The sequence below is a fragment of the Streptomyces sp. NPDC051219 genome (assembly GCF_040682335.1).
GTDB lineage: Bacteria > Actinomycetota > Actinomycetes > Streptomycetales > Streptomycetaceae > Streptomyces.
In genome coordinates this window covers 1-21,637 of sequence record NZ_JBFBAS010000061.1, presented here as the reverse complement: position 1 = coordinate 21,637, position 21,637 = coordinate 1, and the positions used below count along the sequence as shown (strand labels likewise).

Below are 21,637 nucleotides of genomic sequence, written 5' to 3'. Positions count from 1 at the left end.
ACTCGCCCTTGCGGTACTTCGCAAGCATCGCCAACCGGCCCGGATGCCCGGTGTACCGGACGTTCTTGATCCGCCCGGCCACGGTCCAGATGCTGCGGCTTGCTCGTCTCGACTTCGTTGCGCCGCCGGTAGTGCTCCTGGTTGAACCCGGTGGGCCGGCCGCCCGCGCTTCCTCTGCGCCGGCGGTTGGCCCGCTGGTCCTTCGGCTCGGGGATGGTGTGCTTGATCCGGCGTCTTCGCAGGTAGCGCCGGTTGCGGCGGGAGCTGTAGGCCTTGTCGCCGCTGACGTGAACGGGCCGGGTCCGGGGCCGCCCGCCCTGCGGGCGGGGCACCCGGATCCGGTCCAGGACCTCAACCATTTGCGGTGCGTCGCCCCATTGGCCCGGCGTGACCAGAAAGGCCAAAGGACGGCAGCCGCCCTCGCCGGCCAGGTGGATCTTGCAGGTCAGGCCGCCCCGGGACCGTCCGAGTTCCTCGTCCGGGCGGTGGTGCCGGGGCGTTGTCCTTTCGGCGCCGCTGACCGTCGCGACGGCCTTGATGCGGTGCTCGGTCTGTGAGGCGTAGGGGACGTAGCCGCCCGACGCGCAGACGCCGATGCGCTCGGGGTTCACCTCGTCGCGCGTCGTCATGAACGTGACGGCGCTCTTGATGTCCTCGGCCCGGGCGAAGGGGTTCTCCAGGGAGTGCGGCTCGCCCTCGCTCTCGCCCTGATACGAGGCATCGAAGGCCAGGGTGACAAAACCCTCGCCGGAGTGTGGCCCGTGCTGTCGTTCACCGCGATGTTGAGCATCGCCGCCACCTGGTCATCGTCGGCGTGCTTGAGCGGGACGCTGCGCCCGGTGCAGCAGTCGGTGTGCCGTCAGGGCGCGGTCTGCGGGACCTCGCAGGAACCGTCGGCGTCGCAGGCGGCGGCGTCGGTGCCGATCGGAATGATCGCCCGCCCCTGCCAGGCCTGCTCCAGCGCTTGTGTGAAGACCTCGGCGGGCTGGCCGCCGGAGACCCCGTAGCGGCGGTCGAGCACGAAGAAGGGCACTCCGGTCGCGCCCAGCTCGGCGGCCTCGCGCTCGTCGGCGCGTACCTCGTCGGCGTACGCCGTCTCGTCGGCGAGGATTTCCCGGGCCTCCTGCTCGTCCAGGCCCGCCTCCACCGCGAGGGTGATCAGCACGTCGCGGTCGAAGACGGACCGCTCCTCGGCGAAGTTTGCCCGGTAGGCGAGGTCCAGGAGCTGGTCCTGGCGGTCACGGGCCTTGGCCAGGTGCAGCAGCCGGTGGACGTCGAAGGTGTTGCCGTGATCACGGCCCTCGGTCCGGTACTCGAGCCCCTCGGAACGCGCATTGGAGGCGACGTGCTTCTCCATGGCCCGGGCCTCGTCGAGGGTGCGGCCGTACTTCTTCGCCAGCACGTCGACCACGGGGGCGGTGTCGTGCCTGGCCCGGCTCGGGTCGAGCTCGAAGGAGCGGTGGACCACCTCGATCTCGTCGCGGTGGGCGAAGGCCGCGAGTCCCTTCTCGAAGCGTGCCTTGCCGATGTAGCACCAGGGGCAGGCGATGTCGCTCCAGATCTCGACGCGCATCTTCTTCATCACTCCAGGGTCGTACGGGGCACGGAGGCCCCCTCCGCCTTGGCGTGAACGCACACCGGGGCCGCCTCATTCCGTGGGGGAGGCGTGTGAGGTGCGACACGAATTGGGCCCGGGCGTCGGGCGTGAGGCGCTCGACGAGCAGGGTGAGGCAAGCCGGACCCGCCTCCGACGACGTGCAGTCGGGGGAGGGGATGGCGTTCTCAGCGAGCGTGGTCGGTCCGGAGGAGCAGTAGGCGGCGAACGGGTAGGCGCGCAGCTCGGCGAAGTCCCGAATGTCGGAACAGGGCGCCGAAGCTGTGGTTCTCGGGGTTAACCGTCGCAGTGCAGGAGGTAGGAGGTCATGACTGCCTGCCCGAACAGGACACTGCCTGGCGTCGGTGTGACGAGGTTGTGGATGTGCGCGTGGTGTCGATGCGTCCGGCCGAGGGCGTCGACGATGTCCGCGCACCCCAGCGACCGGGCCGCCTGAGCCCGCCGCTCCCACCGCCTCGCGGTCGTTAGCAAGGCGGGGCGGGGGTCACGGCAGCTCCATGATACGGATCGACATCAGCGTGAGCTGAAGCCGGTGTGGCCGGTCGACGAGCAGCACCTCGCACGCCGAGCACGCTGGGCAGCGCACCACCATGCCCGGGCAGCGCAGGTAGACCCGGGTTTCGGCGACGCGGTGCCGATCGCCGCACTCGGCGCACTCCAGGACGATCGTGGTTGCCTCCCGGCCCAGGACCAGCGACATCGCGCCGGCGACGGCGTTGCCGTCCACATGGCCGTCCTCCGGGTGCACCGAGAGGAGGTCTTCCTCTGCGTTCACTTCGGGCCTCCTATCCGAACCGCTCTGTCCTCAACAAGTGGGCGTCCAGGCCGGCGCCGGTCAGTTCGCGGGCAGCGTCCTCCACGAATGCGGTTGGGCCGCACACGTAAGCCCGCAGCCGCGGCTCGCGAACGCCATCGGAACTGAGCAGTGCGCTCAGATGGTCGGCTCCCAGTCGGCCGTGCTTGAATCCCGCAGCCCGCTCCCGGGTCAGGTGAACGGTGGTCTCCGGCCCGTCGGGACTGCGCAGCTCGTCGGCGAAGATGACCCGGTCGGCGGTGCGCGCGGAATACACCAGTCGCACCGGGGTGCCGTGAGCGCGGGCGGCGCGCCAGATGGCGCGCATCGGCGCGATGCCGGAGCCGCCGGCGACCAGGAGCAGCGGTGCGTCGTCGCCGGGCTGCCACACGAAGTAGCCCCCCACTGGTCCCCTGACCTCCAGGGCATCACCATCGGTGGCGATGTCGACCAGGTAAGGAGACACCTCGCCGTCGTCCACGCGTTCCACGGTGATCTGCGGCGCCTCCCCAGGCGCGGCGGACAGCGAGAAGCTTCGGGTGGCCTGATATCCGTCGTCGGCAGTGAGCCGGACGTCGATGTGCTGGCCGGCCACATGCCCCGGCCAGTCGGCGACGGCGAGCTGGATGCTGTGCGCCGAGGCGGTCTCACGCGCCGTACCGACGATGGTGGCGAGTCGCCAGCCGTGAACGGGTCGCACGCGCGTCGGCGTGGCTGAACGGTCAGTCACCGTAGTAGCGCTGCTCGAGGAACGGGTCACCGCGGTGGTGGTAACCAGCGTTTTCCCAGAATCCCAGCTCGTCCTCGGGCATCACCCGGATCCCGCGCAGCCACTTGGCGGACTTCCACAGATACAGGTGCGGCACCAGCAGCCGAACCGGCCCGCCGTGCTCGGCGGGAATGGGACCGCCCTCATAGCCCACCGCGACGATCGCGTCGTGGTCCACCAGGTCCTCCACCAAGACATTCGTGCTGTAGCCACCATAGGAGGTAACCAGCGCGTAGGGCTCGTCGGCCATCCCCGCGTCCTCCAACACGGCCGCCACCGGAACACCCTGCCAGGTCGTCCCCAGCTTGGACCAGTGCGTGACACAGTGGATGTCTGTGGTCAGGTCCACCACGCCCAGATCGTGCAGCGATGCCCACGCGTAGATCCTCTCCGTGGTCCCGTCGGTGACCACCAGCTCCCACGCCCGGGTCGGTAGGTGCTGGGCACCCCCGGCCGTCAGCACCGGGAAGTCCTTGGTGACGTACTGCCCTGGCGGCACGGCGCCTTCCGTGCGTCGAGGACGTCCCGTGAATCCACGCGTGACCATGGGGCGCTCACCACCCTTCATGTCGGCAGGATTACCAAACGTGACTGTTCGCGCTTTCGCCATGTCAGCGGTCTGGAAGCCGCCGACCTTGGCACGACCTTGGCGTTCTCGTCGCTGACAGCGGCGAAGATGGAGCGCGGCCAGGGACTGGCGGCCGCGGAGGGCGACCTTCTCGCTCTTTTGCTCCCTTTCCCGAACGCTCGAGTGCGTTCCGGAGTACTGGTGAATTCGATGTCGGAACCTTCGGACTGAGCCTTCCTTGAAGCGGGACACGAGGAAATCCGAGTCAGCCCGGAGATCGGCAGTGCGGCGGCCGCGGCGGCCACGGTGTGGTCGACGTCCGCTGGAAGCGGAGAGAGGCTGCGGGCCTCCACTGCGGCGAACTCGGCCAGTGAGCCGTTGCGGGTCCAGTCGGTCAGCCCGAACACCCGCTGGCCGACGGTCAGGCCGGTGGTTCCGTACCCCAACGCGACCACGACACCCGACAGCTCATGCCCGGGCACGCTCGGCGTCCGGTCGCGGCCAGCCCGGTCGGACCACGTTCCCGGCCCCCCTAGCTCTCCGGGGGTGAACCCCGCAGCGTGCACCCGCACGATGACATCGCTCTCGCTGGCGTGGGGGTACGGCATGTCGGTCAGGGCGACTCCGGCGGAACGGTCGCGAACGGCGATGGCTTGCATGGCAGTTCCTCATAGAGGATGGGAATTCTTGATATCGAGCGCGAGGTGCTCCTCAGACGCGTTTCTCGGTCACGGAGGGGACCGGCGACTCACCACGACCAATGTCAGCGTCCGGTGCACCGCGGAGCCACGACAGACGTGGATGTACCAGGCGGCTAATTGGGCACTGTGCCGACCCGACCGTATGCATAGACGGTCCATCCGTGTGGGCACCGCCCGCCGTGGCATTGAACGTCAGCCCACGTCGACAATGGACACCGCAACCCGCTTTCATTGTCGGCGTGCGCGCTGCAGTGCTCAAGTTGGAGCTGGCTTTTTGCCGGGACACAGAGCAATCGTGCGACGGTGAAACAGCTCGCCTGGGCGCCCGTCGGTACCGGCATAACCGCGTAAGTGTCATTTCGAGTGCTGTACGGGCCGCCCGGGTGGCGTCCCACGCACGGTAGAACCCGAAACTACCGCGCAGGGTGGCGGGGTCGGAGAAGAGACGGAAGTAGTACTCGCGCGCGTAGTCGGGCAACTTCTCACGCCCTGGATGTCGAACTCGTAGCCGAAGAAGATCTCTTCCCGTCCGCTGACGAGCTTCTCGGTCAGTTCGTTGTTGACCCGGTTGAAGGGGATGTGCCAGAGCCTGTTGTTGTGCGCCTCATCGATGAACAGGGGAGGTGAGGCCTTCAGCGTCGGTGGGGGGGGCGGGGACCTCGGCGAGGGCCACGCGCTCGACTTGCTCGGGGTGATCCGCGGCGAGTGCATGGCTGATGATCATTCCGGTGTCGTGGCCGACGACGGCGAACCGCTCGTGGCCGAGCGCGTCCATCAGCGCGACCAGGTCGCTGGCGAGGGCGGCGGTGTCGTACCCGTCCTTGGGCTTGTCGGTCAGCACGATACCGCGCTGGTCGACGGCGATCACGGTGAAGTACTTGGCCAGTTCCGGCATCAGCAGGCGCCATGCGTACCAGTTCTCGGGCCAGCCGTGCACCAGCAGGTGCGGCGGACCGTCGCCTCCGATGACCGCGTGCTGGCGCAGTCCGCCGGGCTGGATGTACTGGCTGGTGAAGGTGTCTTTGAACCCTGCCGGAAGGTTCGGAGCCGTGGAGACCGAGCCGAAGCCTCTCGGTTCGGACCCCTGTGTGGAGGCGCCGGCGGATGGGAGTGCCAGTCCGCCGGCCAGCAGGATGTGTTTGGCCGGCTGGCCTTTGTGATGCGGCGTTCGGGCTGCCCGTGCTGCCGCTCGTCCTCGGGGGTGATCCTCGGCCCGATGGCGGAGGAGGAGCTGCGCCGCACCTTCCAGCTCAGCCACGGCGACATCAGTGGGCTGTGGAGCGAGCCGCTCGCGGTCGTCCTGTGCGCGGTCGCGCTGCTCGTCCTTGTCTGGCCGCTGCTTGGGAAGCTGGTCCGCAGGCAACCGCCAGCGCCCGAATCGGCCGCTGGGCCGAATCGAAGCGAGGGCAACACGCCGACCTAGGCTCGTTCGACCGGGTCATGGACGCTCGCCGCTATCTCCCCTTCGAAGACGACGACTGACCGCGCGCAGCGTACTGCGGCACCCGTCGCAGACGCCCGCTCGTCTCCCCCTTGGGGGCGGTCCCGGCGCCCGGGCGCCGAATGTGCATGATCACCTGCAGTGCACACCCGCGGGTGTGTACGGTGAAGGTATGGATGGTGAGACGGTGCCGCTGGTGGCGGCCAGAAACCAGCTCGGGCAGCTCGTCGGCCGGGTCCGTCACGGCCATGAGCAGATCGTGATCAGCGAGTACGGCGAGCCCGCCGCCGCGCTGATCCCCGTCGAGGAGCTCGAGGAACTGCGGCGCCTGCGCGACGAGGCGGACATCGCCGACGCCCGCGCCCGCGACGCCTCTGAGACCGGTGAGCCGATGACGCACGAGGACTTCATGGCCCAGCTCGAGGGCGAGGACCGCCGGGCAGCCGCCTCGTGACCTTCACCGTCGTATGGCAGCACCAGGCCATGGACGAATTCCGCAGACTGCGCCAGACCGATCCCACCGGTGCGAAGGAATGCGCGGCCGCCGTGCGGGCCCTTGCGGACGACCGGCAGCCGCCCGCCGCCCGGGAGCTGGGCGGCTCGGGGTACTGGCGGCTGCCGGTGGGGGACTGGCGGGTGCTCTACCGGCCGGAGCGGGAGACCGTCACCATCCTGATCCTCAAGGTCGGCCGCGTCCCTTAGACGCGTGCCCCGCTCCCAGCTCACGTCTTCGTCCATGTGGCCCTGGGGCTGTATACCTCCGCATCCCTTCCTCGTTGAGATGCTCCTTGCGGTGGACGCCATCGCCTCAACCATCACAACGGCGTGCACCGTCGCGTCGCCGCGCCGCTCCTTCGCCCGCGCCGCCGATGCGTTCAGGGCGGCCATCAGGTCGATGACCTGACCGGCCGGCTCCTCCCGCTCCGGCGCCCCGGCCGAGCCTGGCGCAGGTCACTGAAAGTGCGTCTCGTGATACGAGGCAGCCTCGGGCTCAGGTGGAAAGCGCGGCGTTGAGCATCTGCCGTGCCACTGTGGCCAGTTCGGTCACATCGGGAAGCGGGCGGGCCTCGGCCAGGGCGCCGGCGAGCCTGTCGTACAGAAGGCCGTCGGTCCAGGCGACGAGCAGCTCGGCTGCCGGTGCTGGATGGGGAGCACCGAGTGCTGCCAGCAGGGTGGTGGCCCTGGATCGTGCGGCGAGGCCGGCGGTGCGCAGGTCGGCACGCAGCTCCGGCCGGCGCGTTGCCTCCAGGGTGAGTTCGAAGCGGGCGAGCTGGCGGTCGCGCGCCGCCGTCAGCCAGTGGTGCAGCAGCGCGGCCAGCGCGGCCGCCGCGGACTCCAGGTCCAGTCGCCCGTGGCCCGCTTCCCAGTGGTCGACGTCGGCGACGGAGAGCTCGGCCAGGCGGAGGTAGCAGGCGCTGATCAGAGCGCTGCGGGTGCGGAAGTAGTAGGACGTGCTGCCGGCCGGCAGGCCCGCGGCGGAGTCGACCGCGCGATGGGTCAGGCCGCGCAGTCCGGCGGTGGCCACGGTGCTGATGGCGGCGTCGGCGATCAAGGATCGGCGGTCTTGCCGGTCTTCGCGGTCTTCGCGGTCTTCGCGGTCTTGCCGGTCGGGGATGGACACACTGCCACTCTACATGTGTAGAGTTCACTACATCCTCTACGGATGTAGAGGATGTAGGGGATGTAGGGGATCGGAAGAAGGGGAGCCGACATGGGCGTTCGTCACGCCGTTGTGGCCGGAGGTGGAATCGCGGGCTTGACCGTGGCGGTGGCCCTGAGTCGACGCGGATGGCGCGTCACCGTATGCGAACGGGCCGCCACGCATACGGGCATCGGGGCCGGGATCGTGCTGGCCCCGAACGCCATTCGCGCCCTGGACTCGATCGGCCTGGGATCTGCGCTGCGGACGGGTGACGCCCTGCCCGGCAGTGTCGGGCTGCGCACGCCCGATGGCAGATGGCTGAGCCGGTCCGACGGCGGCGCGCTGTCCGCCCGCTACGGGCTCCCCGCACGCGCTGTGCACCGCGGCTTCCTGATCGCGGCCCTCACGGCTGCCCTGTCGGCTGACGTCGTGCACCTCGGCGTTTCGGTGACCGGCGTGGACGACGCCGGTGACAGCGCGATCGTGCGTACGTCGGCGGGCGACCTGCGCGCCGACGTCGTACTGGCGGCGGACGGCATCCGCAGCCCGCTCCGCGCGCAGCTCTTCCCCCACCACCCCGGGCTGCGGCGCGCCGGTGAAGCCGGATGGCGAGCGGTGGTGCCCGGTGAGGGCCTGCCTCCCCAGGCGGCCGCCGAGACCTGGGGGCGAGGCGAGCGGTTCGGTGTCGTTCCGCTCGCCGACGGCCGCATCTATCTCTACGCCACCGCCACCGCTATTGCCGAACCCGGCAGGGGGCCGAGCGACCACCACGCGGAACTGGTCCGGCGCTTCGCCGCGTGGCACGACCCGATACCCGCGCTGTTGGACCGGTTGGAGCGGCTCGACCCGGCCGACGTACTCCACCACGACTTCTGCGAACTGGCCACGCCCCTGCCCGGGTTCCACGCCGGCCGGGTGGCCCTGCTCGGCGACGCCGCCCACGCCATGACGCCGAATATGGGCCAAGGCGGCTGCCAGGCCATCGAGGACGCGGTCGTCGCAGCGCACCTCCTCGCATCCGAGAACGTACCGGCCGCGCTCGCGGCCTATACGACGGCCAGATACCGGCGGACTACCCGGATCAGCCGTCGCTCCCGGCGCATCGGCGAACTCGTCCAGCTCTCCCACCCGTTCGCCACGTCCATCCGGAACCTGGCCGTACGGGCCACGCCGCAGGCACTGTCGCTAAGAGCCCTGGACACGGTCCTTGGCTGGACCCCGCCTCTCGGTTCGGGCCGGCCGGCGCCAGCCCCTTCTTCCGCCCCCGCCAACGTCAAGGAGCAAGTGTGAGCGGCACGGACACATCCCGCCCCATCCGCCGAGCCGGCTCAATCCGCCAGTTCGCGGTCGGCGCCTGGGGCTTCGTACTCCTGGGCATCGGCCACCTCGCCTTCGCCACCGCCGCGGCGCTGGCCACCCAGACCCCTCAGCAGCGTGATGCCGACACCGCCATGCGGGAATCCACCTTCACTCTGCTGGGTCTGGAACGCACCATCCTCGATGCCTTCAACGGCTTCAGCATCGTCATGGCCCTCTTCGCCAGTGCCTGCGGCCTGCTCGCCCTCGCCGCCATCCGCCACGCCCCGACCCTCGTCCAGCGCCGCACCGCCTTCGGATGGATCACCCTCGCGGTCTCCGTGGCCGCCTTGGCGATTTCCATCCAGCTGCTGCCCCCTCCGCCGATCGCCGTCCTCACCATCACCAGTTGCGCCTTTGCGCTGTCCCTGCGCAGCGCGACCCCCTGACCACACAAGAGGAGGCGTCATGGGGGGAATCGAGCGTCGGCTTGGAAGACTTGATGGTGAGCCTCGCCGACCCAGGCGGCCTTCCCGATCTGCGGCTGAAGGCCCCACGACCATCGCCCTGTTGCTCAGGTGCGGCCATCGAGCTCAGGGTCATAGGGCGGGATAGTCCAGCGCAGTACTGCTTCGCCCACACGGGCTTCGAGCGTGGCCGGGTAGACCTGTCCGTAGGCACGTTCGCCGTGGTGGCGCATGGAGTGGTCCCCGGGATCCCAGTCGAGACCGAGCACTGGGCAGCCGCCGAGGTCGACTACTCCCGCCAGCAGTGGGTGGCTCCAACTGGCCCGCCTGAATCGGTGTAAGTCGGTGTGGGCATCGACGGCGACTATCAAACCGTTGCCCGGTCCTTCGCGGGTCCAGGTCCGGAGCCGTTCGGCGACCGCTTCGGCCTCGGCGAGCGGCAGGTCGAGCCATCCTCGCGGACCGTGTCCGCTGTGGTGCTGCGGGATGCGATCACCGCCGAACTGCGCGTGCACAGTGTCTTCGTACTTGCCCCAGTAGGTGACGTCGGCCAGGCCGTTGGTGGACTCGCCGTCCAAGCCGGTGAAGCGGTCCAGCGCCCGCGCGTCGCCGAGCACCATGCCGCACCGGTCGACCGGCAGGTCCCCCAGCCGCAGGGGTTCACCGTCATCACGACCGGTCCAGGGCAACCCGAGGTCGACTTCGAGGACGCCGATCGTCGGTTCCCCGTCGAAGGGTGAGGCCGACGTCTGAGCCCGCACCCGCAGGGGCCGGTCCGCGGAAGCCTCCACGGCGATCGCCTCGCACATCCAAGCGCCCGGCCGGCTGTCTTCGGGTCCGTAAAAGTGGCCACCACCGGAACCCGCCGCCGTCCGGGCCCGCTCGGACAGCGGCCGACCCACCTGCGGCCAGTAGTCGATCCAGCCCGCCATCCCCAGCACGAGGACCCCGGAGGGGGCGGTGACGGCGCCGAGGTCGACATGGGTATCCGTAGGGTCGCCGTGTCCAACAGGAGCCCAGCAGCGGATCTCAGGGGATCACTCCAGACGAACCTCGGACGCGTTGACGGGTTACCTGAGGCGCGGTAATCGCAGGCCCGCGATGGAGCCTTGGACGCAGTCTCGACGTACGTGACGAGTCACCTCCGACGGGACGATGGGAGTTCTCATGTCCAGCACCACACCTACCCTGCAGGCCCTTTCCGCCGAACTTGCTGCGCTACGGCCCCGAATGGAAGCGGTGAGCCGTGCCATCCATGCGCGGCCGGAGCTGAAGTTCGCCGAGTTCCATGCCCAGGAGGTGCTGACCGGCTGGCTCACGGAGTCGGGCTTCACGGTGAAGGCGCCGGTGGCGGAAGTGGACACCGCGTTCGTGGCGGTCCACGAGGGGAGCAGCCCCGGTCCGTACGTCGCCGTGCTCGCGGAATACGACGCGCTGCCCGCTATCGGGCACGGCTGCGGCCACAATCTCATCGCGGCCGGGGGTGCGGCTGCCGCGATCGCCGCCCTACGCACGCTGCCGGGCCACCCGGGCACCATCGCCGTCATCGGCACGCCCGGTGAGGAGATGGGCGGCGCGGGCAAGGTTCGACTGGCCGACGCCGGAGTCTTCGAAGGCGTCGACGCCGCCGTGATGTTCCACCCGGGCGACCGCTCGCTGACCACCCAGCACGCGCTGGCCGCAGCACACCTGCGGATCCGCTTCACCGGCGTGAGCACGCATGCCGCGAAATCCCCGTGGGAGGGTCGCAGCGCACTGGCCGCGGCCCAGCTGTTCCTCGGCGCACTCGACGCGATGCGTCAGTTCATGCCACCGACCGCCCGGGTGCACGGGATCATCTCGGACGGCGGGCAGGCCCCCAATGTGGTCCCGGCCCGCGCCTCGGTCGATCTCTACGTGCGTGACCGCACGGCGGCATCGGCCGAGGCGCTGGTCGAGCGGGTCCATAAAGCGGCCCACGGGGCAGCGCTCGCCACCGAGACCGAGGCGGAGGTCTGCGAGACCGGTCCCCTGTACGCGGAGCGCCGCAAGAACACGGTGCTCGCCGCGCGCTTCGGTGCCACGGCGCGCGCGTTGGGCCTGAACATCGCGCCCGGCGACCCGGACAGCCCGGCCGGCTCCTCCGACATCGGCAACCTCTCGCAGCTCATGCCGGTCATCCATCCGTACGTTCAGGTCGCAAGGCTCGGTACGCCCAGCCACTCCGAGGCCATGCGCGATGCGGCGGCGACGTCCTTCGCCCACGACCGCACCCAGCTCGCGGCGACCGGCCTGGCTCGGGTCGTCTGCGATCTGGTCACCGATCCGGACTTCCTGGCGGCGGCGCGGGCGGAGTTCGCGGCAGGCTCAAGAGCGGAGCGCGCAGCACGCTCGCGCGCCGAGTTCGCGGCAGGCTGAGGCCCCGCCACCGGATGCTCGTCCGTACACTCCGCCCATGTCGGTCGTCATCGTCCTGGAAGGCGCGACCCCCCACCGCTTCACGGTCGCGGTGTCGCCTCTCGCCGAGCTGGCCGCGACGCTGCATGTGCTGACCGAACACGGGCACCACCCGGATCACGCGCCCTGGGCCGAACAGGTCGCCGGTGCGGCACCACCCGCCTTCCGGGCAGGGCTCCGGCGGTTCTCGCCGCTGTGGACGGCGCTGCGCTGGCGAGGTTTCTATCCAGGGCTCGACGGGGTGGCCGCCGGCGCAGGTGCGGCATCGGGCGCCCGGTCGCCGAACCCGGCCCGGCTTCCTCTGGAACGGTTCGCCGAGCTCACCGCGTACGCCTGCGCCAGCGGCTACCGCGGCTTCGACTTCGGCCGCGTCCTGCACGAGCCCGGGCAGGCCATCGCACTGCGTCACGCTGCCTCCGGGCTCCCCGAACCGCACATCGGCCTAGCCGAGGACCTGCTGCGCGACCCCGAGGCGCTGCGCGCGGATCTGTGCGGCTTCTTCGATCTGTGCCGTTCCGTCTTCTTCCGCGAGCTGTGGGTCCAGACCGAACCCTCTCTCACCCGCGCCGCACACCGCATACGGCAGCGCCTTGCGGACGAGGGGCCCGCGGCGGCGCTGGTCTCACTCAGCCCGTCCAACGCCCGCATCGGCGACCCTTCACCCACCTCTTCGGGCACCGCAGGCCCCATGCGCGTCGTCTTCGACAAGGTGCACCATGCGGTGATCACTCCAGCCCGTACGCCGATACTGCTCATCCCCACCCTGTACGGCGCCCCGCACCTGCTCGTGAAGAACGAGCCGGGCCTGCCGCCCGTCGTGCACTTTCCGGTCGCCGCCCCGGAAGTGGGCGTCACGCTGGCCCGCAGCCGCATGCTGGCGCTCACCGACCCACGCCGGGTAAGACTGTGCCGACTGATCGCCCGCCAGTCGATGTCCACCGCCGACCTGGCGGACCGGCTGTCGATGACCCGTCCACAGGTCTCCCGCCATCTACGCGCACTGCGAGACCTGGGGCTGGTGCGCACGGAACGCAACGGCCGCTTCGTGCACTACGGGCTGGATCTCGCAGCGGTCGAGCACATCGGCCGGGACCTCGCCACCGCGCTGCAGTACTGAACGCGGGGGTCTGCCGGAAAACCCGCAGATCAACAACATGCCTGTATGAAATACCGTCAGGAGATCCGTCGTGACAAGGCGTTACCCCATCACCCAGCATCGTGAACTCCAGCCGTCCTTCCGGTGGAGCGCGTTCCGCCAACGTCGGCGTCCACTGGTTGCGGCGTCGGATGAAATCCTCGTCCACCGGATCGGCGCTGACTACGTGGCCGGAACGGTCGACGCCACCACCGCTGCGCAGGCCACCGCCGTGAGTGCGGTCAACGTCCGCCGGAATGTCACCGTGGTCGTTCAACGGAACCTGGAGTCAGCCGACGCCGAGTGGGATTTCCCCGTCGCAGTGACCTTTCACTGCACGGTTGTCGATCCCGTCGCAGTCGTACGGGCCCGTCGCACGGCCGCCATCCTGACGATGAACTCTTTCTTGGCCCAAGCCCCCAGGTTGGGCGGAGTGTGCGAAGCCTATGGGCCGGGTGACGAGGAGCGCCTTCGCCGGGACCTCGCATCGCTTCTCAAGCTGCGGCCGACCCACACAAGCATCCCGGGGGTGAAGGCGGTCGTCGCCGGCATAGATGTCGGTCGAGCTCGCTATCTCGGCAGCGAAGCGTGATCCACAAGTCTGGGCCGCCTCCTGGCCGCCATGTCAGGACCGGCGGGCGTGACAGCCACATGTGGAACGACGTCGCCGTCGCGAAAGGAACGGTCCGCTACGTCGCGGCCGGCCGGCGGCTGCTACAGGAGAACGTGACCTCCTATGATCGCCGCAGTCCCGTGGTGGACACCTGGACTGCGGAGATCCTTCAGCAGCACCGAGTGGGTTCGGATCCCTGCTGAGCCGCAACTGGCCTCGCGGCCCTGCTGCCACTCGTTCACTCTGCGGTGGACTTCGGCTCAACGGCGCCCAACTGCCCTGCAAGCGCCTGCTGCCTTGCACGTACCACCGCTTGCGTCAGCGCTGCGATGTCGTAGGCGCCGTGGTGACGCCGACCATTGATGAAGAAGGTCGGCGTGCCCGACACCCCGCTCAGGTCTGCCGAATCCACATCCTCCGCCACTCGAAGAGCGCCGCGGTGTTGCTCCAAGTCCCCTCGGAACACGTCGATGTCCAGGTCGAGCTCCTGCGCGTAGCGAAGGAGGTCGCGCCCGCTGAGGGCGTCCTGCCTATCCAAGAGCAGATCATGCATCTCCCAGAACCGACCCTGCCGCGCGGCCGCTTCCGAGGCCTCCGCCGCCAACTGCGCATGCGGATGTACGTCAGGCAGCGGCAGATGCCGCCATACGTAGCGGACGTCGCTATCGCTGCCCAACAGATCCCGCACCACCGATTCGGCCTGTCCGCAGTATGGGCATTCGAAATTTCCATACTCCACCACCGTCACGGCCGCATGCGCAGATCCACGAATTTTGTCGTGATGCACGTCGACGGCTACCGCCAGATCCGTCAGAGGTTCGGAACTTCCCCAGAGCGCCCGCGACCTGCGGGCGGGCGGCATCAGGCGCATGACCCCTGTGACCACCCAGCCAAGCGTGAAGGCACCGACCAGCGTGGCGAGGATGCCGATGCGTGCCTGGTCCAGTTCTTCCCCCTCGAAGGCCAGGGAAGCGATCAGCAACGAAACTGTGAAGGCGGCCCCGGCGATCGCCCCGCCGGCAGTGACCGAGCCCCAGCCGACGTTGGGACGAAGACGCCCGCCAGACAGCATCTGAGAAGTCGCCATCGCTCCCACGACTCCGACGATCTTGCCTAGTACGCAACCGCACAGAATGCCGAGAGTGATGGGTGAGGTGAATGCCGCAGCAAGCTTCGCGCCGCTCAACTCGATCCCCGCGTTAGCCAGCGCGAAGAGCGGCACGATGCCGAGGCTTACCCAGGGCAGGAACCTCTGCTCGAGCCGTGCGTTCGGAGAGATCGCTGCGGCCAGGCCTTGCACCGCCGACCGCTGCAGCTCGGGCGTCGGCTGCTCGCGGAAGTGACGGAACAGCCGGGTTGCTCGCTCCAGGTCTCCACGTGTTGCCGGATAGGCGATCATCAGGGCCCCGACGGCCAGCCCCGTCACCACAGGATCGACCCCGGCCTCGTGCAGAGCCACCCAGACCACCACCGACAACGCGGCGCAGTACACACCGCAATGGGCACCCGACATGAGCAGCACGGCGATGACCAGCAGCGCGCCTAGAGCGGCCACAAGCGCGGGCGCATGGATGTCGTCGCTGTAGAACACGGCGATCACCAGGAGTGCGACCAGGTCGTCCACGACCGAGATCGACAGCATGAATGCTCGCAGGGAAGCTGGCAGCCGAGACCCGAACGCGGCCAGGATGCCTAGCGCGAAGGCGGTGTCGGTCGACATCGCCGTGGCCCACCCGTGCACCGAGTCACGTCCGCCATTGATCGCGACATAGATCAACGCAGGGACGATCATGCTGCCGAGAGCAGCCACTCCACTGAGCAGCACCCAGCGGCGATCCCGCAGTTCCCCGATGTCGAACTCACGTCGCGCCTCGAGGCCGACGACGAAGAAGAACAGACTCATCAGCCCCGCATTGATCCACTCGTGCAGAGACAGCGACAACTGACGTGTGTCGAATCCGATCGTGAAGCGCGCTTCCCACACGGCCTCGTACGAGTGCAGGTCAATGTTGGCCCACAGCAAGGCCGCAACCACAGCCGCAAGCAGTAGGACGGCGCTGCCTGTTTCGGTCTGCACGAAAGTCCGCCAGCGCGCCGTGCTCTGGGTGGACAGTCCCTGACGCGCTCCGCTGGGCTCATTGCCGGTCACGCGGAGATTATCGCGGCCGACTGCCCAGGCTGCCCCTGCGCCGCGCCCCTCAGCGGCCCCCACGCGGGATGGTCCCGAAGTCTCTCAAGTGCCCGGGGGCGGGGCTACCCGCAGGGCACGGATGGCCATCGCCCGGTGGCAGGCGCCGGAAGGTCGCCGTAGGTTCACAACGGTCCTTCCGATCGTCTGGAGGCAGTGATGAGTGAAGTAGCCGTTCCCGGTTACCGCTACGGCGACGAGAAGCTGCCGGTGTCGCCGGTGCCCCTTCAGGAACTCGACAAGCTGAAGGCTGCGGTCCTCTTCGGCGAGGCCGACGAGGCGGCGCTGCGCCAGGCCTGGGAGGTCCTCAGGGACCAGGTGGAGGCCGTGCTGGATGTCTGGTATGACTTCGTCGGCTCGCATGAGCACCTCGTGGCCTACTTCTCCACACCCGAAGGCGAGCCCATCGCGGCCTACCTCGCCGCCGTGAGGCCCCGCTTCGGCAAGTGGATCGAGGACACCTGCACGCGGCCCTACGACGCAACGTGGCTGTCATACCAGGAGGAGATCGCCGTGCGGCACACACCGGCGAAGAAGAACCAAACCGACCAGGTGCCCTCAGTGCCCAACGTGTCGATGCGGTACCTCGTGGCGTTCATCTACCCCATCACGGCGACCATCCGGCCGTTCCTGTCCGCCGGCGGCCACAGCGACGAGCAGGTAGAGGCCATGCACCAGGCCTGGTTCAAGGCTGTAACCCTCCAGGTAGCGCTATGGACTCGCCCTTACGCGCCCGAGGGCTGGTAACCCCTCTGGGTACGGTCGGCGCTCATGCACCGACCCTGGCGAGCGGACAGGCCACAACGCTCCAGGGCTGAACAACGCCGCTCGTTGACGGCCGGACAGCAGGCGATGGCCATGGACGCCGTCGCCTCGGAAGCCGCGTTTCCATTCCGGCGGGGCAAGATCTGAACTTGAGGTTCCGCGACTCGCCTCGCGCCGTGATGATCTCGGCGAGGGGACACTTCGGGTGGGCAGTGGCGGTGCTGGAGCCGTTGCTGCCGGTCGCGGTGTGGGGCACGCTGTCGGTGTGCCGACGGCGGTTGATCGACCGGTCCACAGGCGAGTGATAACGGTGCCCAGCGGCGGGTCTGCCGTCGGAGTGCGCGGGCACAGCGCGACACGCCCGACGAACGGACGGCGCCGACCGCCGCGCGGTATGTCCGGCATCAGCGGCCACCGTCTGTGGCCTGGCAGGCCGGGCCGTTTCCGATGCGGAGCACCTTCCCGGTGCGGCTTCACCTGTGAGTCAACCTCATGAAGAGGCCCGGAATCTTTCAGCATCGTCATCCGTTGGACCGGTGACGCTCAAGTGCCACGCCCCTGAGTGTGCGGGCACGGCACGCCGGACCGAGCATGCAACCGATTCCATCGTGCGCGCTTGGCTCCGTGGAGTGACTAGGAGGCCTCCGTCCCTGTCGCAAGTGCGGTGCGAAGGCCACGCTGAGGAGGCGTTGAAATGGAACAGGAACGTATACCCACTGACGCGGCGCAGGTGCAGCGCAAACTACGGTTCTCGAAGCTGCCGGAGCCCATCCGGCTGGAAGACACCGTGGAAGAGCGGCCGGCTGTGCCGCACGATTCGGTGAGCGGCGCGTACAACCCGGATTGGTGGCTCATACGTATGGGCGGCTTGTAAACCATCGCCGAAGCCAGCTGCGGTTCCCTTTGTCGATACCACGACGACCGGTGTGCCGCCTCGGCTGACGAGCTGGCCTCAGTCCGCAGCCGGTGTCTGCGGACAGTGTGCGAAACCTGGATCGACCTTCTTCAGGACGTCACCCGGCGGCGACCGACGAGCGACATTTCCCCGAGCGAGGCTCATATGAGATCCCGGAAGATGCTCATCCAAGTTACGTCGATTGCGGCCGCCGGAGTCGTAACGCTCGGGTGCTTTCTCCACGTTTTTTAGTCAGAGCGGTCGGTGGGTCGACGTTGCGCCGCCGTTCCGCCCGGAAGGTCGCCACGGCGAGGTTGGCGGTCAGGCCGACCGCAATATGGTGGCTCGTGGCGTCGAACGTCACCAGATGCATCCACCTGGCCGGCTACCGCGTAGCCGAAGGCGTCGCCGCCACCGATAGGCCGGTTTCATGACCGCGGCCACGGCCACGTCGTCGTTGGCGAATGCCATGGGAGGCATGAGCGTTCACTGCGTCTCGGCCGGCACGTTCATCGGCTACGTACGCTCAAAACGCGCACCCGAATCACTCAGCAGCCCCTTGCCACGGCGTCCCGAACGCCCTTCGCATCCTGAAGATCCAAAGTCATCGTCGCTTTCTGGCAGACAAGTAGCTCCGCCATGTAGCGTCAGCGGCAGATGTCGTGGTTCGCAGTACCTGCCCGCGCCCTGGCGTGGGCGTTTTTGCTGTGCAGTGCAGGACCAGGGCGATCACCTCGGGGTCTGCACGGTGCGGACCCTGTATCGACTGAGCGGCACACCAGATGGCCAGCGGAACCGTGAAGTGGTTCAACCCCGAAAAGGGCTTCGGCTTCATCCAGCAGGACGGCGGCGGCCCGGACGTCTTCGCGCACTGCTCCAACATCAACTCGTCCGGATTCCGTGAGCTCCAGGAAGGCCGGGCCGTGACCTTTGCCGTCACGCAGGGCCAGAAGGGCTCCCAGGCGGAGAACATCACGGTCGCCTGATTTACCACCGGTCCGCGAGGCTCCCCGAGCGCTGGCTCAGGGAGCCTCGCGCATCCCGCCTCCCACTGGCTGCAACCGTGCTGGCAGGGACACACAGCAGAAGCACGGTGGGGGCTGCCCTGCCCTCACCAACCGGCACCGCGTCCGCGCCTGCGTCCGGAATGCCCGCTGCTGGCAGCCAAGGAGTCGCACCAGGCCACACCAGGCCCTTGGGGCCCTTGGGTAGGCCAACTGCGCGAGGCTAACTCGGGACGGCCGCAGCACCGAGGATGAATCCCTGGCCCCGGGTCAGGGCATGGTCGTTTTGAGTGTGTTCTATTGCTGTCCTCTTCACAGTCGGGGTTTCCGAGGCGTTTGAGGTTGAACATCCGACGAGGCCCGTGCGTATGGGACTGCGCACGTGCCCTCGACCGGGGCACCCCCATGTCCACCCGGCGATGAAGCAGATGGAGTGCCCGATGCGACAGGCAATGCGAAGACGTCCGAGAGCCGGAAGGCGCGTCGCCGCCGCCTCGATCGCGCTCATTCTCGGCGGTGGCGGTCTTATCACGGTCAACTCCTATGCCGCCGCCGGCGAAGGACAGGGGCCCTGGCCGGGCGGCGAGAGCAGCCAGGAGCAGACCCTGGCCGGCGAGCCTGCCGCGGCAACCGTCAAATGCCCCGAGGTCGCGAACGAGCTGCCGGAGGTGCCCGAGGCGGCAAGGCCGGAGGTCGACCGGGAACTGGCGACGATGGACAGCCAGATCACCGAGGCCTACCAGCGGTTCGCCGAGGAGAAGGAACAGATCGCAAGAGATCCCCAGTTCGCCCGGAACGCCATCCTCGGACCGCTGCAGAGCAAACGGGAAGCCGGCCTCGACCGGATCGCCGAAGCGATCGGCCGCGTCGACGGGCAACTCCCCGAGGGACTGCGGGCACTGGCCCCCTGCACCCTGCTGACCGACGACGCCGACACGGAAGCCGGCAACGGCAACGGCGACCAGAACCAGCGCGACCAGAACCAGCGCGACCAGGACCAGGGCGACGGGCAGGACGGCCAAGACGCCGGAGGCGGCCAGGCGGGCGGCAACGGCGGGCAGGCGGGCAACGGCCCGCAGGCGTCCGACTTCACCGACATCCGGTCCGTCCAACCGAACGTCACCGGGCCCGGCAGGCGCAAGGCCGGCTCCGCCGGCACGTTCACCACGGACTGCGGTGTCAACGAGAACGGCAAGTTCAACCCGGACAACGTCATCGTCGCCCCCGGTGTGAGCAACGGCGCGCACCACATGCACGACTACGTCGGCAACCAGGCCAACGACGCATTCGCCACGGACGACGACCTCGCGTCGGGCGGGACCACCTGCCGCGACCAGGGCGACAGGTCGACCTACTACTGGCCGGTGCTGCGACTGCAGAACGGGCAGAACGCCGCCGACGCCGACGCGGACGGCGGCGGCAAGGACCAGAACGTCGGCGAGATCCAGACGCCGTCGGAGGTCACGCTCACCTTCGAGGGCAGCCCCCAGGGCAAGGTCACCGCCATGCCGCGTTTCCTGCGCATCATCACCGGTGACGCGAAAGCCTTCGTCAACGGTGACGCGAACGCCAACGCCTCCTGGAGCTGCACCGGCTTCGAGGACCGGCAGCTGAAGAACAAGTACCCGATCTGCCCCGAGGGCAGCCAGGTCGTGCGTACCTTCAAGTTCCAGAGCTGCTGGGACGGCCAGAGCACCGACAGCGCCAACCACCGCACGCATGTGGCCTTCGCCGACGCCGACGGCAACTGCCAGAACGGCTTCCGGGCCATCCCGCGGCTGGTCCAGCGGATCGTCTACGACGTGCCGCCGCCGGTCTTCGACGGCGAGAACGCCTCGGTGTTCGCGGTCGACTCGTTCCCCGAGCAGCTGCACAAGCCGATCACCGACCACGGCGACTTCATCAACGTCTTCGACGAGGACCTGATGGACGAGATGGTCGACTGCATCAACGACGGCCGTCGATGCGGACCCGACGACCCCGAGGACGCTCCGGCCGACGGTGGGCAGGGGCCGTCGGAACCGGGAACGGAGCCCACCGCCTCCGGCCGCCCCGGCACACCCGACGCGGAGGAACCGAAGCCCACCGCGCCCGGCGCCGACGGACAACAGCCCACCACCGCACCGGCCACGCCTGGCGCCGGCCCCGGCCCTGACGCCGCAGACACGTACCAGCCCGCAGAGCCGGCCGGGCCGAACGTCGCGGAGACCCCGCAACAGGCCCGTCCGACGTCAGGAACACCCGGCGCACCGGCGACGCCCGGCGGTCGGCCGAGCCCCGAAGTGCTGGCCGACGCGACCGCCGACGCGGTGCCGGCCGGTGACGACGGGGCCACTGCGGACCCGGCGGGCAAGCCGGAAGCCACGGCCGGCACGAATGCCTCCGCGCCCTCCACCGGGGCCACCGCCCAGGACGGCGAACCGAACGCTCCCGCGGCGAACGACGGTGCCCGGCCGCAGGACGGTCAGGTCGCGCAGGGCGACCTGGCGGCCACCGGCGCCCAGCTGTGGCCGTCCGCCGCCGGTGCGGTGCTCGTTGTCACGGGGATCGCGCTGCTCCGCAGGCGCACCGGCCGCGAGGTCACCGGCCGGCGGTGACCGGCCTCGCCTCTTCGGCCGGGCTCGGTCCCGGCCGAAGAGCGGGTCCAGCCGCTCCTCGGTGGCGCAGGCCGTATCGGACTGGCAGATGGTGCAGTAGCGCGGTGCGTGGTGTGGGCGCGATCGGCGGCCATGTAGCGCTCGTGCACGGTGTCGCGGGGCATGCTGATGGGTTCGGCAGGCCAGGCGTTCCAGGATGAGCCTGATGCCGATGCGCTGTTGCACGGTCTGACCGATGCCTGGGCGTGGCTGGAGTCGCGCGCTGCTGTCTCGTGCGCCCTCTCAGTCCGAGGCGTTCCGTCGGCTGTCGCGCGAGGGCATGGAGCTGGCCAAGGACCCTGAGGGCAATGCGCCCGTGCAACCCGTCAACTGGGCCAGCGGAAGCCAACATGTCGGGGCCGGTGAACGACGTCGTGGCCAGCTGCTGGACCTGTTGAGGCGTGAGTACAGCCCGCAGCGGTATCCGCTCACGGAGCTGTTTGTAGGCCTCGGGTAGCCGTGTGCCCAGGTTGTCTTCGAGTGTCTGCCATTCCACAACCTCGGGTGTCCTGGTTGCAGGGGGAGGGCAGATGTAGTACCGCCGGACGCCAGTGCACAGGCGTCCGGCGGTACGGCTGGTAGGCAGGCCCACGCGCGGCGGCGTCAGCGCCATAGCCCGGCGGTGATCCGGCCGGTGCGGGCCCGCTGGGATGACACCACCGCGTCCCGGCCG

The 21,637-nt window shown here is 69.0% G+C and carries 20 protein-coding genes and 2 pseudogenes; 12 read left to right on the top strand and 10 right to left on the bottom strand.

Going from position 1 to position 21,637, the window contains the following annotated elements; genetic code table 11:
* Positions 1 to 107: 107 nt before the first annotated feature.
* From AB0M62_RS33860 to AB0M62_RS33830, 7 genes and pseudogenes are all read right to left on the bottom strand, one after another.
* Positions 108 to 731 (bottom strand): annotated as a pseudogene (locus AB0M62_RS33860) (transposase); the annotation flags it as partial.
* Between the two features lie 128 nt (positions 732 to 859).
* On the bottom strand, positions 860 to 1,573 hold the full coding sequence (locus tag AB0M62_RS33855) for a DsbA family oxidoreductase (RefSeq protein ID WP_366078169.1): 714 nt from the start codon (positions 1,571 to 1,573) through the stop codon (positions 860 to 862).
* 526 nt (positions 1,574 to 2,099) lie between these two features.
* Positions 2,100 to 2,390, bottom strand: coding sequence for a DUF6510 family protein (locus AB0M62_RS33850; protein ID WP_366078166.1), 291 nt, complete (start codon positions 2,388 to 2,390; stop codon positions 2,100 to 2,102).
* A 10-nt stretch (positions 2,391 to 2,400) separates the two neighbouring features.
* On the bottom strand, positions 2,401 to 3,108 hold the full coding sequence (locus AB0M62_RS33845) for an FAD-binding oxidoreductase (RefSeq protein ID WP_366078165.1): 708 nt from the start codon (positions 3,106 to 3,108) through the stop codon (positions 2,401 to 2,403).
* 22 nt (positions 3,109 to 3,130) lie between these two features.
* Positions 3,131 to 3,724 carry a molybdopterin-dependent oxidoreductase gene (locus tag AB0M62_RS33840; RefSeq protein WP_366078168.1) on the bottom strand — a complete coding sequence of 198 codons (594 nt, stop codon included), beginning with the start codon at positions 3,722 to 3,724 and terminating at the stop codon, positions 3,131 to 3,133.
* 284 nt (positions 3,725 to 4,008) lie between these two features.
* Positions 4,009 to 4,404: pseudogene (locus tag AB0M62_RS33835) on the bottom strand (alcohol dehydrogenase catalytic domain-containing protein); the annotation flags it as partial.
* A gap of 646 nt (positions 4,405 to 5,050) precedes the next feature.
* The gene (locus AB0M62_RS33830; RefSeq protein WP_366078164.1) at positions 5,051 to 5,809 is read right to left on the bottom strand and encodes an alpha/beta fold hydrolase; all 759 of its coding nucleotides are present in this window, start codon (positions 5,807 to 5,809) and stop codon (positions 5,051 to 5,053) included.
* A gap of 250 nt (positions 5,810 to 6,059) precedes the next feature.
* On the opposite strand from AB0M62_RS33830, the gene AB0M62_RS33825 reads away from it, so the two are divergent.
* Together AB0M62_RS33825 and AB0M62_RS33820 are read left to right on the top strand one after the other, a co-directional pair.
* On the top strand, positions 6,060 to 6,341 hold the full coding sequence (locus tag AB0M62_RS33825) for a type II toxin-antitoxin system prevent-host-death family antitoxin (protein WP_366078163.1): 282 nt from the start codon (positions 6,060 to 6,062) through the stop codon (positions 6,339 to 6,341).
* Positions 6,338 to 6,589, top strand: a complete 252-nt coding sequence (locus AB0M62_RS33820) for a type II toxin-antitoxin system RelE/ParE family toxin (RefSeq protein ID WP_366078162.1) — start codon at positions 6,338 to 6,340, stop codon at positions 6,587 to 6,589. The genes AB0M62_RS33825 and AB0M62_RS33820 overlap by 4 nt, the downstream gene beginning before the upstream one ends.
* Positions 6,590 to 6,878: 289 nt before the next feature.
* Here the strand turns inward: AB0M62_RS33820 and AB0M62_RS33815 are convergent, their stop codons facing one another.
* The gene (locus tag AB0M62_RS33815; RefSeq protein WP_366078161.1) at positions 6,879 to 7,508 is read right to left on the bottom strand and encodes a TetR family transcriptional regulator; all 630 of its coding nucleotides are present in this window, start codon (positions 7,506 to 7,508) and stop codon (positions 6,879 to 6,881) included.
* A gap of 90 nt (positions 7,509 to 7,598) precedes the next feature.
* On the opposite strand from AB0M62_RS33815, the gene AB0M62_RS33810 reads away from it, so the two are divergent.
* Both AB0M62_RS33810 and AB0M62_RS33805 read left to right on the top strand, forming a co-directional pair.
* The gene (locus tag AB0M62_RS33810; protein WP_366078160.1) at positions 7,599 to 8,819 is read left to right on the top strand and encodes an FAD-dependent monooxygenase; all 1,221 of its coding nucleotides are present in this window, start codon (positions 7,599 to 7,601) and stop codon (positions 8,817 to 8,819) included.
* The gene (locus tag AB0M62_RS33805) at positions 8,816 to 9,274 is read left to right on the top strand and encodes a hypothetical protein (protein ID WP_366078159.1); all 459 of its coding nucleotides are present in this window, start codon (positions 8,816 to 8,818) and stop codon (positions 9,272 to 9,274) included. The genes AB0M62_RS33810 and AB0M62_RS33805 overlap by 4 nt, the downstream gene beginning before the upstream one ends.
* A 125-nt stretch (positions 9,275 to 9,399) precedes the next feature.
* On the opposite strand, the gene AB0M62_RS33800 is transcribed toward AB0M62_RS33805, so the two are convergent.
* A complete protein-coding gene (locus tag AB0M62_RS33800) occupies positions 9,400 to 10,224 on the bottom strand; it encodes a hypothetical protein (protein ID WP_366078158.1) in 825 nt (274 codons plus the stop codon).
* Between the two features lie 298 nt (positions 10,225 to 10,522).
* Between AB0M62_RS33800 and AB0M62_RS33795 the strand changes: the two genes are divergently transcribed.
* The 3 genes from AB0M62_RS33795 (at position 10,523) to AB0M62_RS33785 (ending at position 13,455) form a co-directional block, all read left to right on the top strand.
* Entirely contained in the window at positions 10,523 to 11,689 is a 1,167-nt protein-coding gene (locus AB0M62_RS33795) for an amidohydrolase (protein ID WP_366078167.1), read from the top strand.
* A gap of 37 nt (positions 11,690 to 11,726) precedes the next feature.
* Positions 11,727 to 12,845, top strand: a complete 1,119-nt coding sequence (locus AB0M62_RS33790; RefSeq protein ID WP_366078157.1) for a DUF5937 family protein — start codon at positions 11,727 to 11,729, stop codon at positions 12,843 to 12,845.
* A gap of 70 nt (positions 12,846 to 12,915) precedes the next feature.
* Positions 12,916 to 13,455, top strand: a complete 540-nt coding sequence (locus AB0M62_RS33785; protein WP_366078156.1) for a hypothetical protein — start codon at positions 12,916 to 12,918, stop codon at positions 13,453 to 13,455.
* Positions 13,456 to 13,714: 259 nt separating this feature from the next.
* On the opposite strand, the gene AB0M62_RS33780 is transcribed toward AB0M62_RS33785, so the two are convergent.
* Complete coding sequence (locus tag AB0M62_RS33780) at positions 13,715 to 15,625, bottom strand: Na+/H+ antiporter NhaA (RefSeq protein ID WP_366078155.1); 1,911 nt, start codon at positions 15,623 to 15,625, stop codon at positions 13,715 to 13,717.
* 198 nt (positions 15,626 to 15,823) lie between these two features.
* Here AB0M62_RS33780 and AB0M62_RS33775 point away from each other — a divergent pair, with 198 nt between their 5' ends.
* The 5 genes from AB0M62_RS33775 (at position 15,824) to AB0M62_RS33755 (ending at position 20,925) form a co-directional block, all read left to right on the top strand.
* Entirely contained in the window at positions 15,824 to 16,411 is a 588-nt protein-coding gene (locus AB0M62_RS33775) for a protoglobin domain-containing protein (RefSeq protein WP_366078154.1), read from the top strand.
* 167 nt (positions 16,412 to 16,578) lie between these two features.
* A complete protein-coding gene (locus tag AB0M62_RS33770) occupies positions 16,579 to 16,734 on the top strand; it encodes a hypothetical protein (protein ID WP_366078153.1) in 156 nt (51 codons plus the stop codon).
* 389 nt (positions 16,735 to 17,123) lie between these two features.
* The gene (locus AB0M62_RS33765) at positions 17,124 to 17,303 is read left to right on the top strand and encodes a hypothetical protein (RefSeq protein WP_366078152.1); all 180 of its coding nucleotides are present in this window, start codon (positions 17,124 to 17,126) and stop codon (positions 17,301 to 17,303) included.
* A gap of 803 nt (positions 17,304 to 18,106) precedes the next feature.
* A complete protein-coding gene (locus tag AB0M62_RS33760; RefSeq protein ID WP_366078150.1) occupies positions 18,107 to 18,310 on the top strand; it encodes a cold-shock protein in 204 nt (67 codons plus the stop codon).
* Positions 18,311 to 18,768: 458 nt separating this feature from the next.
* Entirely contained in the window at positions 18,769 to 20,925 is a 2,157-nt protein-coding gene (locus tag AB0M62_RS33755; RefSeq protein WP_366078149.1) for a DUF1996 domain-containing protein, read from the top strand.
* The last annotated feature ends 712 nt before the right edge of the window (positions 20,926 to 21,637 follow it).

Coding starts and splice junctions, on each gene's coding strand:
- AB0M62_RS33760 (WP_366078150.1), top strand. CDS start 18,107: ATGGCCAGCGGAACCGTGAAGTGGTTCAACCCCGAAAAGGGCTTCGGC.
- AB0M62_RS33800 (WP_366078158.1), bottom strand. CDS start 10,224: ATGGCGGGCTGGATCGACTACTGGCCGCAGGTGGGTCGGCCGCTGTCC.
- AB0M62_RS33825 (WP_366078163.1), top strand. CDS start 6,060: ATGGATGGTGAGACGGTGCCGCTGGTGGCGGCCAGAAACCAGCTCGGG.
- AB0M62_RS33810 (WP_366078160.1), top strand. CDS start 7,599: ATGGGCGTTCGTCACGCCGTTGTGGCCGGAGGTGGAATCGCGGGCTTG.
- AB0M62_RS33755 (WP_366078149.1), top strand. CDS start 18,769: ATGCGACAGGCAATGCGAAGACGTCCGAGAGCCGGAAGGCGCGTCGCC.
- AB0M62_RS33790 (WP_366078157.1), top strand. CDS start 11,727: ATGTCGGTCGTCATCGTCCTGGAAGGCGCGACCCCCCACCGCTTCACG.
- AB0M62_RS33840 (WP_366078168.1), bottom strand. CDS start 3,724: ATGGTCACGCGTGGATTCACGGGACGTCCTCGACGCACGGAAGGCGCC.
- AB0M62_RS33795 (WP_366078167.1), top strand. CDS start 10,523: ATGGAAGCGGTGAGCCGTGCCATCCATGCGCGGCCGGAGCTGAAGTTC.
- AB0M62_RS33775 (WP_366078154.1), top strand. CDS start 15,824: ATGAGTGAAGTAGCCGTTCCCGGTTACCGCTACGGCGACGAGAAGCTG.
- AB0M62_RS33765 (WP_366078152.1), top strand. CDS start 17,124: ATGGAACAGGAACGTATACCCACTGACGCGGCGCAGGTGCAGCGCAAA.
- AB0M62_RS33855 (WP_366078169.1), bottom strand. CDS start 1,573: ATGCGCGTCGAGATCTGGAGCGACATCGCCTGCCCCTGGTGCTACATC.